The organism is Arthrobacter sp. MYb214, assembly GCF_002979865.1.
GTDB lineage: Bacteria > Actinomycetota > Actinomycetes > Actinomycetales > Micrococcaceae > Glutamicibacter.
Genome location: NZ_PCPZ01000001.1, coordinates 760345 through 778149 on the forward strand (window position 1 = coordinate 760345; position 17805 = coordinate 778149).

The window sequence follows — 17805 nt, forward strand, 5'->3', positions numbered from 1 at the left end:
CACCGCAACCGCTGATCCGCAATGCAACAACATAGCGAACCTGGCCAAATGTTCCGCGCAATGGCATCGTCCGCGGTGCATGTCATCCGACAGCAATTGTTTTCTGTGCAAGCATTCGACATCATGAGGCAGCGCCACACCGTTCCGTTTCGCGCCCCCCTCACCGGTCACTACACGGACGGGGCATACGGAACGGCCGGTGTTCCTGTAAATCCATGAAACTTCTGCGATGCGAGTCAGCACGTGGCGCGATCCTATTTGTGACCGGCTTTCGGGACACTTTGAGAAAAGTGAGCACTAAGCAACACTGAACGAACCTACAACGTGAATCTGCTCGACCGATAGTAGCGTTGCAATACTTATGGATGCAGGGTTACTCGCACAGCCCGAACAACCTGCAGTCACCAATCATCTACGTCAACAGGAAATCAACATGCAAACTACCGAAGCCGCGCAACGCTGGGCGACAACATGGGCCAACGCTTGGCCACTCAAGGACGTGAATGCAATTGTCCAGTTGCAAGCTGATGACGGCGACCACTGGGCCTCGATGTTCAGACGATTACGTGGGCCTAACGGGCTGCGCACTTATCTAGAGGAATGCTTCGCGGAGGAAACCCAACCGGCAGAAACATGGTTCAGCGAACCAATCGTCAACGGAAGTTCAGCTTCCGTCGAGTACTGGGTCGTGATGTTCATCAAGGACCAGCCAATGACCGTCTCGGGATGCACTGTGCTTTCATTCGACGATTCAGGCTTAGTAACAACAGCGCGAGACTACTCACACGTCAAAGACGGGCACCACTTGCGACCTGAGCTTCCATTCAGCGCCTGACATCACACTCTGTCCCGTTCAAGGTTCCGTTCACGGGCGGCACAGCACTAAGGAGCAAAGACATGAGGCGTTGTCAGCTTTGAACACTCACACCAGCCGTCGATACGTTAGCTGAACCTCTTGAGCTTCCACTGCCGTCCGTGATTACTCGGCATGCAGAGATAAGACCGTCGAAAAATGGAGCTTTCACGAACCACCAGCGGTTCCGAGCTGAGGACAAAAGACGCTACATCGTCAATCGTTTCTTCCGCGAATTCAATGACCTCGTCCAACCCTTCAGGAATCGTTTGGTATCCGATATATCGCTCATCGTAGACGAGTTCCGGTGACTCGCTTCCCAACACTAGAGTGAAGACGCCAAGTCTAGGGCCCTGAAGATCTAAGTGGATAGAGTGTTTACGATCGTAGGCTCGACCACTGATATCCTCCGGTAAGGTCATGATGACCTCCTCAACCCGAGCCCTCAGCAGGGCGAGGTAATTCAGAACCTTTGGGTCATCTCTCATGGATCGAACACTATATCCCTCTCGTTTGAAATGCGTTCAAGTGTCTGAGCAATACAGGAACGATCGCATCCGTTCCCGGAGGAGGTCCCGGAACGGTCGGTTCAGAGTGCGCGATCTCGGCATGCCCCAGGGCCGAGAGGACAAATAGAAGCGCTTATTCTTGGGGATACTCTCCCTCAACATCCGAAGCTCCGATAGGTTTGTGGCATGAATAACCTTTCGATTCGCAAAGCCACCCTTGATGATGTTCAGGCTATCCGGTCTATCGGGATTCTTACATGGCCAGCAACATACCTTGGTTTCACGAGCCCGGATTTCGTCATGGATAATCTCAATACCTGGTGGTCACACGACTCTGTCAGTGCTTCAATCACCGATGATACGACGTACGTTGCTCTGCAGAATGGCGAAGCCGTTGGAACTCTAACGGTCGGGCAGTTTGAGGGCGAACCTGTCATATGGAAAATTTATGTGTTGCCGGAATCCCATGGCCACGGCATCGGCACCGAACTAATGAACACAGCACTTGATGCCTTCGGCCGCACTCAAGATCTGAGGATCGAGTTCGTGAGAGGCAACCCGTCGGCCCAGGCATTCTATGAACGGCGTGGCTTCAGATTCGATTTCGAAGAAAAAATGGCGGAGGGGCTGGCTACAGTCTGGCTTCGACGACCAGCTGGCCGGGTCACCTGAGGACTAGCAACGTTCCCACAGAGGGTTCGACTTAACGAACACTGAGCTGTTGTGCAGACAGCCTGTGAATTCGAGATCGATAGCGGGTATTCGCTGTCACGAAGTCACCGAGAGCGGGAGATCAGAGTTCGTCGAAGTAGGGCTCCTCTGATCCGGGAAGCAGCGGATGCGACGCAATGCTGAAACTCTCGTCCCAATCATCCGGCCTGTGGGGCCACGCCTCGACCAGCCATTTTGGCGGATTGGTCGAGTATCCAACAGTGACCCTTTTAGCTTGCAGGTCCCAGAACGACGAGCCCGGGTCAAACCGGCGAACCCCTTCTAAATACAGGTATTGAAAGGGGCGGACCTTTGACGCCAGCACTATCCCCTTGAGAGACCCAATAATGGTAAAACTCACGACCTCGGGCCAAGCGCCAGCAGGTGCAACGACCTCTATGCTCCCCGATTGATTGATTTCGATCTGGTCCAGCTGGGTCAGCCTGTCCCAGGCCCTAGGGTCTGCGGCACCCTTCACGCGTTGCAATAGGACCTTGCGCACTGTTTCCGCCATGTGCCTGAGCAGATCGAGAGTTCCGCCTTCGATCTCCATATCTTGCAGGTGAGGGGAAGCAATGAGTTGCTCGGTGGCCCCTTGCGCGTACGGCATGAGCAATCGGGTCAAGGCCATGACTCCATTTCCCGAACCGCCATAGGGCAGTATGCCGTCGCATTGATGAATGATTAGTGATGAGAGCAACGGCAGGTTCTCAATCCCCGTCAAGTCAAGGTTGCCACCATCATCCAAGTCGATTGAAACAGCTTGGACATCCGGCGCTATGGCACCGACCTCGTCCGCGAACAATCCAGTTTCGGGTAGTTGGCGGATGTTGGCGAAACGAAGCCGTGCATAGGAATCCTGGGACATCCGGACTTTTTCCACTTTGTTGTTCCAAATCAGCCCCGAAGCCGATTCATGTCTAACCGACATGCCTGCCCTTCCTGTTTCATTCGGATTTTCCGCAGCTTCGGCACAACTATTACTAGTCGCCCGTTACCTTGCTGGCAGCTAATCAACCCCGGGAAATATTGGAGCTGCCAACAGCCAAACATACCTCTGTGCCATTTCGCATTCATCAGGTTCCACCTGCGGCTGGTTCCCGGATTCACTTCCAGAGGCGCCTTGGGTCTACCTTGGCAGGGAACTAAATGCCGCGCGCAAGTACTTCACCGCGGTCGCTTCGTCGACCGACCACAGTTGGGCGATGCGGGCCAGATCGGCGGCCGCATCGCTGACTTCCTGCTCTGCACGATTCTCCGCGGCTTGGACCACGGTTCCATGGCGGCCGCGGGTGACCACTGCACCCTGCAGCTCAAGTTCCTTGTAGACCTTGGCGACGGTATTCACCGCGAGGTTCAAGGTGCCCGAGAGCGCACGAACCGACGGCAATTTGGTGCCCGGAGCTAGTTTGCCCTTGGCGATAGCTGAGAGGATCTGCTCGCGGACCTGCTGATACGGCGCCACGCCCGAGTTCGGCTCGATCTTGATGAATTCCAGTTCGGTCATCCTGCACTCCATCCTTTGGACTGTGTTTGGCATTTATCCGAGCCTATCGCGTCAGCCGGGATCTGCACCGTAGTCTGGTTGCATGAACGAACTATTGCTGAACGATGTGACCGTCCGTTGGGTCTCAGTATCCGACATGGCAAACAACGTGTACCTGGTAACTAATCGGAAGACCGGCGAACAGCTGCTGGTGGATGCGGCGGATGACATGCCGGCCATCGAGCGGCTCATCCAGGCGGCCAGTGAAGACGCGAGCGATCCGCGCCTTATCGGCATCGCCACGACGCATCAGCACTGGGACCACGTGCGCGCGTTGGCCGAAGCCGTGGAGAAGTACCCGGTGCCAACCTACGCCGGTGCAGACGATGTCGCCGGCATCGCTGAAGAATGCGGGGTCAAGATCGAGCATGCGCTGAACCACGGCGACCAGCTGAAGCTGGGCGATGTGATCATCGAGGCGATCCACCTGCGAGGGCATACACCGGGTTCGCTCGGCTATGCGCTGGTTGATTCCTCCGGCCAGCCGGTAGTGCTCAGCGGCGACAGCTTGTTCCCCGGAGGCGTGGGCAACACATGGAAGGACCCGCAGCGGTTCCTCTCTTTGCTCACCGACGTCACCGAACGCATCTTCGACCGCTTCCCGGACGAAACCAAGGTTCTGCCGGGGCACGGAGATTCGACGACACTGGGGACAGAACGCCCGAATTTGGAGCAGTGGCGCGAACGCGGGTGGTAGCCCTTTGACTGCATTGCCAGCGGCATCCGTGCCGCTGGCAGCAGCGTTTAATGGTGCGGGACCTCTTCCAGCTGATGCTTGCAGCCGGAACAGATCCGTATAATCACCACTTGTGAATTCACGGTCCTCCGCACCAATTTCCGTCTTCCCTTCGCGGACAGCCATCATCGTCGCGGTTCTCGCCGTGCTGGCGATGGCCTCCTATCCGTTGCGTGATGCCTTGTACCTGGGGATTTCAGGAACTGTTGCCCAGTCGGCGCTGCTCTCCGCAGCGGCTGTGTTCTTTTCCGAGATCTTGCTCTTGATGCTGATGGCCGGGGCCTGCACGCTCGCCGTCCTGTGCTGGTTCCGTAATCGAGTTGCGTTTTGGCGCCTGGTTTCAGGCGCGATTGGTGCGGTAGCGGCCTATGGCCTGAGCGAGCTGGCCAAGATCCTGGTCGCCGAGGAACGCCCCTGCCGCGCCCTGGATGCTCTCACCGCAGTGGCATGCCCGGAAGCAGGCGACTGGTCCTGGCCCTCCAACCATTCGGTCGTCGCCGCCGGCGTCGCCGCAGCCTGCACGCTGGCCCTTCCGAAGCTGGCCAAGTACGCGATACCGGCCGTCTTGCTCATTGCCCTGTCCCGCGTGGGCGTAGGCGCCCACTTCGTCCACGATGTCTTCTCCGGGGTGGCGTTGGGCATCCTGGTTGTCCTGGTCTGCGTCCGCGTGCTGCCCGGCATCGTGCAAAGGTGCCTGGCGGGAAGCAATCGCTGAGCCAGCTCACCCTCGAAGCGCTCTGACGATGCCGAGCCTGGAGCAAATCAGCCGAGCTTGTGCCCGATCATGAAAATCCTGCGGAACGGGAAGTTCGTCAGGACGGTACCGTCCTGCGAAGCAAATGACGGGTAGTGCGTGGAGACTTCGGCCCGGTAGTCGTTTTCGAACTCCCGATAGTCTTCGTCGCTGAGCGTGTGGCGAATGGGCAGCAGCGCCGTCCCGCGAACCCAGTTCAGGATCGGGTCCTCCCCCGCGAGCAGCTGATGGTAGGTGGTTTCCCAGACATTAGCCTGGAACCCCGCGTCCAGGAAGATCCGCTGGTATTCGCCGGGCTCGCCCACCACGTCGTCATGGCGCAGCACCCCTGCCAGCTGGCCGGACCACTTCGGGCTGTCGGCAACTGCGCGCATCACCGCATGCGACGGAGAGCCGAAATTGCCCGGGACCTGGATGGCCACGTTCGCTCCGGGCTTCAGGTGCTCCAGCCAACCGGCCAGCAACTCGCGGTGCCCCGGAAGCCATTGCAGCATCGCGTTGGAGAACAGCAGGTCCGTGTCGGAGTCAGGGGTCCACGCCGTGGCATCGGCCAGCGCGAAGCCCAGGTTTTCCTCGTGCTCGCTCTGCGTGGCCCTGGCGATCATCTCCGGTGAGGAATCAAGTCCGGTGACCTGCGCTTGCGGCCAGCGCTGGGCCAGCAGCCGGGTCATATTTCCCGGCCCGCACCCCAGATCGATGACCTTCGACGCGTCAACCGAGACCAGCTGCCCCAGCAAATCCAGGTACGGGCGGCCCCGGTAATCGGAGAATTCGGTGTATTTCGTCGGATCCCATTTCATATTCCCGAGCCTAAACGAGAGGCGCACGCAACAACTAGCCCCCAGTCACAGTTCTCAACCGATAGGCTAGGAACATCATGTTGCTCACCGATTATCTGCCAGCAGACGCCAAGAACGTATCCGACGACGAAATCTACGAGGCTTTCGGCCAATGGGTCGCGACCCGTGGCATCAACCTCTACCCCGCACAGGACGAAGCGTCGATGGCGCTGGCCGGCGGCAACAACGTCATCCTGGCCACGCCCACCGGCTCGGGCAAGTCCATGGTTGCCATCGCAGCCCACTTCTACGCCATGGCCCGCGACCAGATCAGCTTCTACACCGCGCCGATCAAGGCGCTGGTCTCCGAGAAGTTCTTCGACCTGTGCAAGATCTTCGGCGCAGAGAACGTCGGCATGGTCACCGGTGATTCCTCGGTGAACGCCGACGCCCCGATCATCTGCTGCACCGCTGAGATCCTGGCGAACATCGCCCTGCGCGAAGGCTCCAAGGCGGACGTGGGCTGCGTGATCATGGATGAGTTCCACTTCTACGCCGATCCGCAGCGCGGCTGGGCCTGGCAGGTGCCGCTGATCGAACTGCCGCAGGCGCAGTTCCTGCTGATGAGCGCCACCCTGGGCGATGTCACCCGCTTCGAGCAGGAACTCGAAGAGCGCACCGGCACCCCGACGGTGACTGTCGCGCACACCGAGCGCCCAATCCCGCTGCACTTCTACTACTCCATGGAGCCGGTGCAGGAGGCCGTGGAGGAACTGATCAAGACCAAGCAGGTGCCGATCTACATCGTGCACTTCTCCCAGCTCGATGCCATCGACCGCGCCACCGGGCTGATGAGCGTGAATGTGGCCACGCGCGAGGAGAAGGAAAAGATCTCCGAGATGATCGGCGGATTCCGCTTTGCCGCCGGGTTCGGCAAGACGCTGAACCGCCTGGTGCGCCACGGCATCGGCATCCACCACGCCGGCATGCTGCCCAAGTACCGCCGCCTGGTCGAGCAGCTGGCACAGGCCGGCCTGCTCAAGGTCATCTGCGGCACCGACACCCTGGGGGTGGGCATCAATGTGCCGATCCGCACCGTGGTGATCACCGCGCTGTCCAAGTTCGACGGCACCCGTACGCGCATCGTGAACGCCCGCGAATTCCACCAGATTGCCGGGCGCGCGGGCCGCGCAGGTTTCGATACCGCAGGCACCGTGCTGGTGCAGGCTCCGGAGCATGCGATCGAGAACCACAAGGCCATGGAAAAGGCGCTGAAGAAGCACGGCGAGGGCTCTTCCAAGCTCAAGCAGATCCCGAAGAAGAAGCCGCCGCAGAACTTCGTGACCTGGGGCGAGAAGACCTTCGAGAAGATCGTCGAGGCCGCCCCCGAGACGCTGAAGTCCTCATTCCAGGTCTCGCACTCGATGCTGCTGAACCTGCTGGAGCGCGAGGACAATTCGTTCGAGGCCGCCCAGCGCCTGCTCAGCGAAAACCACGAGACCCCGGCGTCCCAGCGCAAGCTGAAGCTGCGCGCCCTGGGAATCCTGCGCGAACTGATCGCCACCGAGGTGGTCGTGCGCCGCAATGAGCCAGACGAATACGGCAACTACTATGAGCTGACCGTGCACCTGCAGCAGAACTTCGCGCTGAACCAGCCGCTCTCGCCCTTCGCGCTGGCCGCCCTGGACCTGCTGGATCCGGATTCGGCCAGCTATGCGCTGGATGTCGTTTCGGTGATCGAGGCGACCTTGGAAAAGCCGCGCCAGGTGCTCTCCGGCCAGGAGAAGAAGGCCCGCGGCGAGGCCATCGCCGCGATGAAGGCCGAAGGCATGGACTACAACGACCGCATGAACGCACTGGATGAAATCACCTATGCGATGCCGCTGGCCGAGAAGCTGGAAAGCGCCTTCGAGCAGTACCGCTCCGGCGCGCCGTGGCTCTCGGACTTCGAACTGGCGCCGAAGTCGATCGTGCGCGACATGTACGAACGCGCCATGGGCTTCTCCGATTTCGTCCAGTACTACCAGCTGGCCCGCTCCGAGGGCGTGCTGCTGCGCTACCTCACCGATGCCTACAAGGCCCTGCGACAGACCGTTCCCCAGGACGCGCTGCGCGAGGACCTCGAAGACCTGATCGAATGGCTCGGCGAGATGATCCGCCAGATCGACTCCTCGCTGCTGGACGAATGGGAAGAGCTCTCCCGCGGCGAGCTGAGCGAGGCAACCGAAACCGCACCGCCTCCGGCACCGGAAAAGCTGACCAGCAATGTGCGCGCCTTCCGCGTAATGGTCCGCAACGAGATGTTCCGCCGGGTGAAGCTCTTCGCCGATGAGCAGGACAAGGCCCTGGGCGAGCTCGACGGGCATAGCGGCTTCGACGCGGACACCTGGGCCGATGCCATGGACGACTACTTCGACGAGCACGAGGACATCGACGACGGTCCCGCCGGACGCGGCTCGAAGCTGTTCATCATCAAGGACATGCCCCAGCGCACCTGGGAGGTGCGCCAGATCTTCGCCGACCCATCCGAGCACCACGACTGGGGCATCACCGCCACCATCTCGCTGGATGACTCGGACGAGGCCGGCGAACCTGTGGTCAAGGTGACTTCGGTGGGCCGCCTGGACTCCTGATGCCCGCCATCAGCTACGCCATCTTGCGGCGCGCCGACGAAGTCCTGCTTCAACTGAGGTCGGGAACCGGCTACATGGACGGGTTCTGGAGCACGGCGGCCGCCGGGCACGTTGAGCCCGGCGAGGCTGCCGTTGCCGCCGCCGTTCGCGAAGCCCGTGAGGAACTGGGCATCCGGATCGCGGCAGACCAGCTCCAGCCGCTGTGCACGGTGCACCGCTACCTGCAAGCGGGCAGCGGCGCCCAATCCCCTGTGGATTTCTTCTTCCTGGCGCGCCAGTGGGACGGTACTCCGCGCCTCATGGAACCGGAGAAAGCCTGCGAGCTTCGCTGGTTCCCGCTCGATGCCCTGCCGCAGAACCTCGTTGCGCAGGAACACCTGGTACTTTCCCGGCTGGATTCCGGCTTGCCGCCAATTATCTGCATGGGATCCGGCACGGCGCTGGACCGGCCCCGGCATCGGGGCTAGTCGCGCACTCGATGCCCGAGGCATTTTCCCGGAGTCCGGTGGCAATGCTGCGGACAGTGCCGTAGGGTATGGCCATGAACGGGTACAAGCTTCGCCTGCTCGGGGCAGGCCTCCTGCTGCTGGTCCTGGTCGGGCTGCTCAGCGGCTGGTCCGAGCTCTTTGCTTCCGGCGCGTGGCTGGCGACCTTGGTCCAGCTCGGTTCGCTGGTCCTGGGCCTGGCCCTGGTCTACCGCGGGGAAAATGCCACGCCGGCCCGGTTCGGCTAGCCTCTGCAATCGCCAACTAGGCCAGCCGCGCCTTGAGCCATCCACCGGTGGCGGCCGCCTGCTTCGCGTGATAGCTGCGCAGCGTGGGCAGTCCCGGAACCTCGGGCCTGCGCGCCGCGTCCACATAGTAGGCGGCCAGTCCAGCTAAGACCGCGCTGACCGCGTCCGCGCCCACCGATTCGAAGATCGGGTGGGAGGCGGCAATGGCGTCCGCATCCAGCGCCGGGTCGAAGATCCGCGCTTTAACCAGCACCGTCAACGCGTCATACCATGCGGCGCCCCGCGAAGCCCACGGCCAATCCACCAGCAGCACTTCTCCGCCGTCTCCCAGCAGGATGTTGTCCGAGCGCAGATCCGAATGCACCAGCTGGTCTCCGGCCAGCGCCCCGATACCGTCCATGGCCAGCCCATGGAGTTCTTCCAGGTTCTGTGCCACCCAGGGATCAGCTGGAAGCCAGCCGTCCTGCATGATCCGCCCAAAACCGGCTACGTCCTCGCGCAGTTCCTCCTCCAGCGGCGGCAGCAGCTCAATCAGGGAATCGGGGGCCTGATGAGCCAGCTGCGCCAGCGTGTCCAGTACCCGTTCCAGCTGTCCGGCCGGCCAGGGATGCTGCGGGCTGGCCCCTGGGCCTTCGGCGAAGACCAAGGCCTCCCAGCCTTGCCAGCTGATGCGCCCCAGGAACTGCGGAACCGGCAAGGCCGCCGGGAGCTTGGCCGCTATTGCCGCTTCGCGCGCGTGCAATGCCGTGGCCGGGGCGCTGAGGCCCGGATGCACCGCCTTGGCGAAGACCCGCTGGCCATCGGCGGTGAGCAGCCGATCGGCGCTGCCCGGGGAAAACCCCGAGGCTTGGCTTAGCGCCCGGATCACCCGGGATCCAAGGTGCGATTCGATCCGCGCGCGCAGTTCTCCGGGAAGCTGATCCCAGGTGATGCGCCGGGTGAATTGAAACTGCATGGTTCGGATCATGCCAGATCACCGGCTGCCAGCCAAAGCGCGTTGCACTGCGGCGAGCCGGCAGCGGGCCGGGGGCCGTCAGGCGACGATCAGCGCGATGCCCACATAGGTAGTGAGCAGCGTCGCGAGCAGCCATTCTGCGGTGGAGCCCGTCTCGGCCAGAATCGGCAATGCCACCCGCCCATTGGACTTCCAGCAGCCGCCAATCAGCGGCAGCCGGCGGAACCAGCGCGGCGAGCCGATCTTGATCGGCCACAGCAGGTTGCAGCCGCCGATGGTCAGCATGTCGCCCAGCACGTGCACGATCGCGCCCAGGGAGACTGCCATCAGGAACCAGAGGTTCTGCTCCGGCGCATTCATCCCGACGAAAGTCCCGGCGGCCAAGGCGATAATCCAGCACAGCAGCGGCGGCATGAATTTCATGGTCTTCACCGCGAAGGAAATCAGCAGGATCGCGAACAGCGCCGCGGCCGGGTAGACCGTGCCCAACGCCGCGGTCTGCACATCCCAGCCGTTGGCCAGCCAGGCCAGGAAGATGAAGAAGGCGATGCCGATCAGCGAATGGGTGCCGTTGCGGTGCCCGCCCGAAACCGAACCGACAATCCGCGTGAAAATGCTGGAGAACGGGGGCAGCGAGCGGGCGATCGTGGCCCCATGGTGATCCGCGTCGGGCAACAGGGCCGCGCCAGCGCAGACGATCGCGCCGGCCAGGGTTTCCCAGCGGTCCATCTGGAAAGTTCCCAGCCCCAGGTTCACCGAACCCACGGTGACGTCAGTTGTAATTGCCAACCATGCGGCTGCGCCGCTCACCGCGTGGTGTCCACCCATCATGCATTCAACCTTAGGTCTGGTCACCGACGTTTTAGCGGTGCGACGGAGGTAAGCTGGAACACATGAGTATTGTGCGTGAAGCTGTTCCGGGCGACTGCCCGCAGATCTTGGCGATGATCCAGGAATTGGCCGACTATGAAAGGGAACCTGATGCGGTGCTCAACACCGCAGCAGACCTCCAATCCCATCTGTTCGGCCCCGATCCCCAGGTCTTCGCCCATGTTGCCGAGGATGAAACCGGGACGCTCAGGGGCATGGCCCTGTGGTATCTGACCTACTCCACTTGGGAAGGCCGGCACGGCATCCATCTGGAGGATCTGTATGTGCGCGAATCCCAGCGCGGTTCAGGCACCGGGACCGCGTTGCTGCGCACGCTGGCGCAGATCTGCGTCGAACGCGGCTACAAGCGCCTGGAATGGTCAGTGCTGGATTGGAACGAGCCGGCCATCAGGTTCTACGACGCCATCGGTTCCAGCTCCATGGACGGCTGGAGCACCCGGCGCCTGGACGGCGAAGCACTGCAACAACTTGGCATGCAAGGAGCGAGCTAATGCGCCACTACCGCGGTATGGATGTCACCGACCATCGCATCGAGGTTCCACTGGATCACGCCGATCCGCAGGGCGAAAAGATCTCGGTCTTCGCCCGCGAGATCAGCACCGGCACGGCCAAGCCCTGGCTGCTGTTCCTGCAGGGCGGTCCAGGGGGCAAATCCCCGCGCCCCGGTTCCTTGTCGGGGTGGTTGGCCGAAGCCACCAAGCACTTCCGCGTGCTGCTGCTGGACCAGCGCGGCACCGGACTGTCCACCCCGGCTAACCGCAAGTCCCTGCCGCTGCGCGGGGACTCGGCCGCCCAGGCCCGCTACCTCTCGCATTTCCGCGCCGACTCGATTGTGCGCGACGCCGAAGCCCTGCGCGAGCACTTGGGCATCGAGCAGTGGAGCACCCTGGGGCAGAGCTACGGCGGGTTCTGCACCCTGACCTATCTCTCGCTCTTCCCGCAGTCGCTCACCCGCTGCCTAGTCACCGGCGGGCTGGCCTCGCTGGATGCCGATGCGAAGACCGTCTACCGCGCCACCTACCAGCGGATGGCAGAACGCAACAGCGAGTACTTCTCCTGGTACCCCGAGGACTTCCAGACCCTGCACAGGATCTACGAGCATGTGCGCACCAATGACGATGAGCTGCTGCCCAACGGCCAGCGCGTCACCGTGCCGCTGGTGCAGATGCTGGGCATGTACCTGGGCGGAAACACCCGGGTGCACCTGCTGCATCACATCTTCGAGGAGGCCTTCAGCCACACCCCGGGCGGCGACCGCCTCTCGGATCACTTCCTCGAAGCGCTCCTGGCCCAGAGCTCTTTCGCCTCGAACCCGCTCTATGCGCTGATGCATGAAACCATCTACGCCCAAGGCGAGCCGACCAATTTCGCGGCCGAACAAGTCCTGCCGGAATTCGCCGACTTCACCCGCCACGCGGCGACCCCGCTGCTGACCGGCGAGATGATCTACAGCTGGCACTTCGCCGAAGATCCTGCCCTGCGCCCCCTGGAGGACGTGGCCCGCATCCTGGCCGAGCACGAAGGCTTCGGCCCGCTCTACGATCTGGACGTCCTGGCCAAGAACACCGTGCCTGTGGCCGCCGCGGTCTACCATGACGACGTCTATGTGGACCGCGAGCTCTCGCTGCGCACCGCCTCGCAGGTGGCCGGGTTGCAGACCTGGGTGACCGATCAATTCCACCATGACGGCATCGGCGACGATGGCCCGGCGATCTTCCGCCGGCTGCTGGCCATGGCCAACGGCGAAGACCCGGACGCCGCGGCCCAGGACAGCTAGCCCGCGCACCGGCTAGGTTAACGCGCAGGGCGCTTGAATCCCCCGGGGATTCAAGCGCCCTGCGCGTTAAGCCTTCGGCTGCTAATGGTCCAGCTTCGCGGCAACCTGGTCATTCAACCGTTGCAGCAGCGGCACAGCCTGCGCCAGAATCCGCCGTTCCTCGGCGCTGAAGGAATCGATGCCGCCGGCCAGCGAGGAAATCGCGCGCTGCCGGTAGGCTTCAATGGCCTCCTTGCCGTCGCCGGTCAGGCTCACCAGGCTGGCGCGGCCGTCCCCAGGGTCCGGTTGGCGCTGGACCAACTGGTCGTTTTCCATGCGGATGACCAGACCGGTCATGGTCGGCTGGGCCACGCGCTGCTCGATGGCCAAGTCGCCCACGCGCTGGGGGCCCAACCGGTCCAGGGTGGAAAGCACCCGCCAAGCGGTCACCGATCGGCCTTGCCCGGCCGCGCGTCCAAGCAGCCGGGACATGGTGCCCGACGCTAGTGCTACGCCGGTGGCAATGCCACTGGCTTCTGTCGATAGGTCGCTCATGGAAAATACCTTAGCAGAACAGCATAGGCACACTATGCGGGTACGGAAAACCCGCCGGGGCCAGTTGGAAGCAACTGATCCCGGCGGGCGATTGTGCGGATTACTTGGCCGCGTCCTGCTCTGCAGCTTCCGCTGCGCCGGCGAGCTCCGCGGCTTCAGCCGAAGCAGCAGCACGCTTGCCCCATGGGCTCCACAGCGACAGCACGGTTGCGATAACGATCGCGCCCAGGATGACCAGCAGCGAAACACCCACGGAAATGTCCAGCCACGCGTAATGCAGCGGCTCGCCGCCGTTGATGAACGGCAGGCTGTTCTCGTGCAGGGCGTGGAAGACCAGCTTCACGCCGATGAAAGCGAGGATGAAGCTCAGTGCGTGCTTCAGGAAGACCAGGCGGTTCATCAGGCCACCGAGCAGGAAGTACAGCTGGCGCAAGCCCATCAGCGCGAAGATGTTCGCGGTGAACACAATGAACGCGGACTTGGTCAGGCCGAAGATCGCCGGGATCGAGTCGAAGGCGAACAGCAGGTCGGTCATGCCGATGGTCACGAAGACCAGCACCATCGGGGTGAACAGCTTCTTGCCGTCGACCACGGTGCGCAGCTTGGCGCCATCGAAGTCCTTGGAAATCGGCAGCTTGGAGGTCAGCTTCTTGACCAGGCCGCTTTCCTCGTCCTCATCCTCGTCCTTGAGCTGGTTCCATGCGGTCCACAGCAAGAAGGCGCCGAAGATGTAGAAGACCCACGACCACTGCTCGATGATCGCGGCGCCGAGCACAATGAAGATTGCGCGCAGGACCAACGCGATGATGATGCCGAACATCAGCACTTCCTGCTGGTACTTACGCGGTACCGAGAAGCGCGCCATGATGATGATGAAGACGAACAGGTTGTCCACCGACAACGCGTATTCGGTGACCCAGCCGGCGTAGAATTCCTGGCCGAGCTGCGGTCCAGCCTGCGTCCAGATCACGGCACCGAAGATCAATGCCAAGGAGATGTAGATGCCGACAAAAATGCCTGCTTCCTTCATGGAAGGAATGTGCGGACGCTTGGTGACGTACAGCAGGTCTGCGATGAGCACCGCGCACAGAACAATCAGCGCGATGATCTCGAATTGAATAGTTAACCCATTAGTGCCCACGGACGAGCGACCTTTCGTTGGAGGGTATGGAAAATCGCCGCAAGTCTCTCCGCCGCCACACCAGAATTCGAAACGCTTAGATAGCTGGCTCAGTGATCGGCTGCTGTGCCCGGCGAAACATCATTGGTTCGCGTGTTGACGTCCACAGCATTGGGATACTCCCCTACGTCCAGTGATCAAGTGTAGCGCACAGGAACTGCACAGGCTTGGCGCATGTCCCAATACTGCGCTGGACAGCAGCAGGGCTACGCGTGCCCGGCAGCCTTCATCTGGCGCAATTCCTTCTTCAACTCGGACACTTCATCGCGGATCCGGGCGGCCAATTCGAACTGCAACTCAGCGGCCGCGGCGTGCATCTGCTCGGTCATTTCCCCGATCTGGGCCAGCAGGTCCTCGGCCGGGGCGGCGGCCAGCCCATCCTTGCGCACCGCGGACGAGGCCTTGGTGCGCTTGGCATTCTTCGCCAACCGGTTGTTGTTCAGCAGTTCCTGGGTGTCGGCATCCTCACGCGCCAGCTGGTCGGTGATGTCAGCGATCTTCTTGCGCAGCGGCGTGGGGTCGATCCCGTGCTCCTTGTTGTGCGCTTCCTGGATTGCCCGTCGGCGATTGGTCTCCTCGATCGCCTGGTCCATCGCATCGGTGATCTTGTCGGCATACATGATCACCTGGCCCGAGACGTTACGCGCGGCACGGCCGATGGTCTGGATCAGGCTGGTGGCCGAACGCAGGAAGCCCTGCTTGTCGGCATCCAGGATCGCGACCAGCGAAACCTCGGGCAAATCCAGGCCCTCGCGCAGCAGGTTAATGCCCACCAGCACGTCGAAGGAACCCATGCGCAGCTCGCGCAGCAGCTCCACGCGGCGGATCGTGTCCACATCGGAGTGCAGGTACTGCACCCGCACCTGGTGCTCGGTGAGGTAGTCTGTCAGGTCCTCGGCCATGCGCTTGGTCAGCGTGGTGACCAGCACGCGCTCATCGCGATCCACACGGGTACGGATCTCATCGAGCAGGTCATCGATCTGGCCCTTGGTGGGCTTGACGATGATCTCGGGGTCGATCAGCCCGGTGGGGCGGATGATCTGCTCCACGAACCCGTCGGACTTGCCCAGCTCGTACTTGCCCGGGGTGGCCGAAAGGTACACGGTCTGCCCGATGCGCTCAAGGAACTCATCCCATTTCAGCGGGCGGTTGTCCATGGCACTTGGCAGGCGGAAGCCGTGTTCCACCAGCGTGCGCTTGCGGGACATGTCGCCCTCGTACATGGCGCCGATCTGCGGCACGGTGACATGCGACTCGTCGATCACCAGCAGGAAGTCATCGGGGAAATAGTCGATCAGGCAGTGCGGGGCGCTGCCGGCATCGCGGCCGTCGATATGGCGCGAGTAGTTCTCGATGCCGTTGCAGAAACCCATCTGCTCCATCATTTCCAGGTCGTAGGTGGTGCGCATGCGCAGCCGCTGGGCCTCGACGAGCTTGTTCTGCGATTCCAGCTCCTTCAGGCGCACCGCCAGCTCGTCCTCGATCCGCTTGATCGCCTTGTGCATCCGCTCGGCACCGGCCACATAGTGGCTGGCCGGGAAGATGTACATCTCGGTCTCCTCGCGGATCACCTCGCCGGTGACCGGGTGCAGGGTGTGGATCGCTTCCACCTCGTCGCCGAAGAACTCGATGCGCACGGCCTGCTCTTCGTACATCGGGATGATCTCCACCGTGTCCCCGCGCACGCGGAAGGTGCCGCGGTGGAAATCCATGTCGTTGCGGGTGTACTGCATGGCCACGAACTGGCGCAGCATCGCGTCGCGGTTCAGTTCCTCGCCGGTGCGCACGGTGACCATCCCGGCCACGTATTCCTCGGGAGTGCCCAGGCCGTAGATGCACGAGACGGTGGCGACCACAATGGTGTCGCGGCGGGTGAGCAGGGAGTTGGTGGCCGAGTGGCGCAGGCGCTCGACTTCCTCGTTGATCGAGGAGTCCTTCTCGATGAAGGTATCGGTCTGCGGGACGTAGGCCTCGGGCTGGTAGTAGTCGTAGTAGGAGACAAAGTACTCCACCGCGTTATTGGGCATCAGCTCGCGGAACTCGTTGGCCAGCTGGGCGGCCAGGGTCTTGTTCTGCACCAGCACCAGGGTGGGGCGCTGCACCTGCTCCACCAGCCAGGCGGTGGTCGCGGACTTGCCGGTACCGGTGGCACCGAGCAGCACGATGTCCTTCTCGCCGGCGTTGATCCGCTCGGTCAGCTGCTTGATGGCCTGCGGCTGGTCGCCGGCAGGCTGGTACTCGCTGATGACTTCGAAGGGGGCGACCACGCGCTTGATCGGCTGTGCAAGACTCATGCTTCCAGCATATCCACTTGCCCCGACCGTTGGGGCTGCGCCCTAGCCAGCTTTCAGCTTAAATCCGGGGTGCTACTTGCGCATCCCGTAGCGGATCGCATTGCGCTTGACGGTGCGCTGGATGCTGCTGCCGAAGAATCCCACGGTCATGATGGTGGCGGCAATCAGCCCCAGCAAGGCCAGGCAGCCGGAAATGTAGACCACCGGCGAATACGGCCCGGATTCGCTGGCAACGAATTCGGCGCGGCCGCCAAAACCGAGCCACAGCACCAAGGCGACGGCGAAAGCGATCAGGGTGCTCCACTTGCAGATCTTGTACATTCCTACTCCTGTGCTGGCGCCAATTGGCGGTAGAGGGCAGAAACCTGCCCCTCCAGTTCTTCCAAGGTACCGGAATTATCCAGCAGGTAGTCGGCTACGGCCGCCCGCTGGTCATCCGTGGCCTGCGCGGCCATCCGGGCCTCGGCGTCTTCCCGGGTCCAGCCGCGATCCTGGACCATGCGGCGAATGCGTTCGGCGTGCGGGGCGGCCACGACGACCACCGCGTCGAAGCTGTCCAGCTGGCCGGTCTCGACCAGCAGCGGGATGTCCTCGACCACCAGCGAGCCGGCTGGCGCTCCTTGGCGCAACTTCGCCGCTTGCTCCCGCACCAGCGGGTGCACGATCGCGTTGAGCTTGGCCCGCGCCGCCTCGTCGGCGAAGACTATCGCGCCTAATGCGGGACGGTTCAGCGACCCGTCGGCCAGCAAAACGGCTTCGCCAAACGTGTCCTTGATCGCAGCCAGCCCGGGCGTGCCGGGTTCGACCACCTGGCGCGCCAACGCGTCGGCATCGATGACTACGGCTCCCAGGGCGGCCAATTTGGCCGCGACCGCAGATTTTCCGGAGGCCACTCCCCCGGTCAGTCCCACATGCATCAT

Annotated in this window: 20 protein-coding genes; 9 read left to right on the plus strand and 11 right to left on the minus strand. The window is 62.3% G+C overall.

Going from position 1 to position 17805, the window contains the following annotated elements; all coding sequences use genetic code 11:
* The first annotated feature begins 433 nt into the window (after positions 1–433).
* On the plus strand, positions 434–835 hold the full coding sequence (locus tag CQ012_RS03520) for a nuclear transport factor 2 family protein (protein WP_181148795.1): 402 nt from the start codon (positions 434–436) through the stop codon (positions 833–835).
* A gap of 107 nt (positions 836–942) precedes the next feature.
* Here CQ012_RS03520 and CQ012_RS03525 read toward each other — a convergent pair whose 3' ends face one another.
* Positions 943–1341, minus strand: a complete 399-nt coding sequence (locus CQ012_RS03525; RefSeq protein WP_105656675.1) for a hypothetical protein — start codon at positions 1339–1341, stop codon at positions 943–945.
* A 207-nt stretch (positions 1342–1548) separates the two neighbouring features.
* On the opposite strand from CQ012_RS03525, the gene CQ012_RS03530 reads away from it, so the two are divergent.
* Positions 1549–2034 carry a GNAT family N-acetyltransferase gene (locus tag CQ012_RS03530; protein WP_105656676.1) on the plus strand — a complete coding sequence of 162 codons (486 nt, stop codon included), beginning with the start codon at positions 1549–1551 and terminating at the stop codon, positions 2032–2034.
* A gap of 121 nt (positions 2035–2155) precedes the next feature.
* On the opposite strand, the gene CQ012_RS03535 is transcribed toward CQ012_RS03530, so the two are convergent.
* Positions 2156–3004 (minus strand): hypothetical protein, encoded by an 849-nt coding sequence (locus CQ012_RS03535; RefSeq protein WP_105656677.1) that lies wholly within the window; start codon positions 3002–3004, stop codon positions 2156–2158.
* A 198-nt stretch (positions 3005–3202) separates the two neighbouring features.
* The gene (locus CQ012_RS03540; protein ID WP_105656678.1) at positions 3203–3580 is read right to left on the minus strand and encodes a GntR family transcriptional regulator; all 378 of its coding nucleotides are present in this window, start codon (positions 3578–3580) and stop codon (positions 3203–3205) included.
* 82 nt (positions 3581–3662) lie between these two features.
* Here CQ012_RS03540 and CQ012_RS03545 point away from each other — a divergent pair, with 82 nt between their 5' ends.
* Positions 3663–4316 carry an MBL fold metallo-hydrolase gene (locus tag CQ012_RS03545; RefSeq protein ID WP_105656679.1) on the plus strand — a complete coding sequence of 218 codons (654 nt, stop codon included), beginning with the start codon at positions 3663–3665 and terminating at the stop codon, positions 4314–4316.
* A gap of 112 nt (positions 4317–4428) precedes the next feature.
* Entirely contained in the window at positions 4429–5070 is a 642-nt protein-coding gene (locus tag CQ012_RS03550) for a phosphatase PAP2 family protein (protein ID WP_219844113.1), read from the plus strand.
* 47 nt (positions 5071–5117) lie between these two features.
* Here CQ012_RS03550 and CQ012_RS03555 read toward each other — a convergent pair whose 3' ends face one another.
* Positions 5118–5909 (minus strand): trans-aconitate 2-methyltransferase, encoded by a 792-nt coding sequence (locus CQ012_RS03555; RefSeq protein WP_105656680.1) that lies wholly within the window; start codon positions 5907–5909, stop codon positions 5118–5120.
* Between the two features lie 77 nt (positions 5910–5986).
* On the opposite strand from CQ012_RS03555, the gene CQ012_RS03560 reads away from it, so the two are divergent.
* The 3 genes from CQ012_RS03560 (at position 5987) to CQ012_RS03570 (ending at position 9254) form a co-directional block, all read left to right on the plus strand.
* Positions 5987–8521 (plus strand): DEAD/DEAH box helicase, encoded by a 2535-nt coding sequence (locus tag CQ012_RS03560; RefSeq protein WP_105656681.1) that lies wholly within the window; start codon positions 5987–5989, stop codon positions 8519–8521.
* Positions 8521–8988, plus strand: a complete 468-nt coding sequence (locus CQ012_RS03565; RefSeq protein WP_105656682.1) for an NUDIX domain-containing protein — start codon at positions 8521–8523, stop codon at positions 8986–8988. Before CQ012_RS03560 ends, CQ012_RS03565 begins: the two co-directional genes overlap by 1 nt.
* Before the next feature lie 74 nt (positions 8989–9062).
* Entirely contained in the window at positions 9063–9254 is a 192-nt protein-coding gene (locus CQ012_RS03570) for a hypothetical protein (RefSeq protein WP_133834220.1), read from the plus strand.
* Between the two features lie 16 nt (positions 9255–9270).
* Here CQ012_RS03570 and CQ012_RS03575 read toward each other — a convergent pair whose 3' ends face one another.
* Entirely contained in the window at positions 9271–10209 is a 939-nt protein-coding gene (locus CQ012_RS03575; protein WP_181149007.1) for a phosphotransferase, read from the minus strand.
* Between the two features lie 78 nt (positions 10210–10287).
* On the minus strand, positions 10288–11040 hold the full coding sequence (locus tag CQ012_RS03580) for a metal-dependent hydrolase (protein WP_105656685.1): 753 nt from the start codon (positions 11038–11040) through the stop codon (positions 10288–10290).
* A 62-nt stretch (positions 11041–11102) separates the two neighbouring features.
* On the opposite strand from CQ012_RS03580, the gene CQ012_RS03585 reads away from it, so the two are divergent.
* Both CQ012_RS03585 and CQ012_RS03590 read left to right on the plus strand, forming a co-directional pair.
* Positions 11103–11591 (plus strand): GNAT family N-acetyltransferase, encoded by a 489-nt coding sequence (locus tag CQ012_RS03585; protein WP_105661456.1) that lies wholly within the window; start codon positions 11103–11105, stop codon positions 11589–11591.
* On the plus strand, positions 11591–12877 hold the full coding sequence (locus tag CQ012_RS03590; protein ID WP_105656687.1) for an alpha/beta fold hydrolase: 1287 nt from the start codon (positions 11591–11593) through the stop codon (positions 12875–12877). Before CQ012_RS03585 ends, CQ012_RS03590 begins: the two co-directional genes overlap by 1 nt.
* 81 nt (positions 12878–12958) lie before the next feature.
* On the opposite strand, the gene CQ012_RS03595 is transcribed toward CQ012_RS03590, so the two are convergent.
* From CQ012_RS03595 to coaE, 5 genes are all read right to left on the minus strand, one after another.
* Positions 12959–13411 carry a MarR family winged helix-turn-helix transcriptional regulator gene (locus CQ012_RS03595; protein WP_105656688.1) on the minus strand — a complete coding sequence of 151 codons (453 nt, stop codon included), beginning with the start codon at positions 13409–13411 and terminating at the stop codon, positions 12959–12961.
* Positions 13412–13511: 100 nt separating this feature from the next.
* Positions 13512–14552 (minus strand): TerC family protein, encoded by a 1041-nt coding sequence (locus CQ012_RS03600; RefSeq protein ID WP_105656689.1) that lies wholly within the window; start codon positions 14550–14552, stop codon positions 13512–13514.
* 245 nt (positions 14553–14797) lie between these two features.
* Positions 14798–16885: an excinuclease ABC subunit UvrB gene (gene uvrB, locus CQ012_RS03605; protein ID WP_105656690.1), complete on the minus strand. Its 2088-nt coding sequence runs from the start codon at positions 16883–16885 to the stop codon at positions 14798–14800.
* 72 nt (positions 16886–16957) lie between these two features.
* The gene (locus CQ012_RS03610) at positions 16958–17206 is read right to left on the minus strand and encodes a hypothetical protein (protein ID WP_105656691.1); all 249 of its coding nucleotides are present in this window, start codon (positions 17204–17206) and stop codon (positions 16958–16960) included.
* Positions 17207–17208: 2 nt separating this feature from the next.
* Complete coding sequence (gene coaE / locus CQ012_RS03615; RefSeq protein ID WP_105656692.1) at positions 17209–17805, minus strand: dephospho-CoA kinase; 597 nt, start codon at positions 17803–17805, stop codon at positions 17209–17211.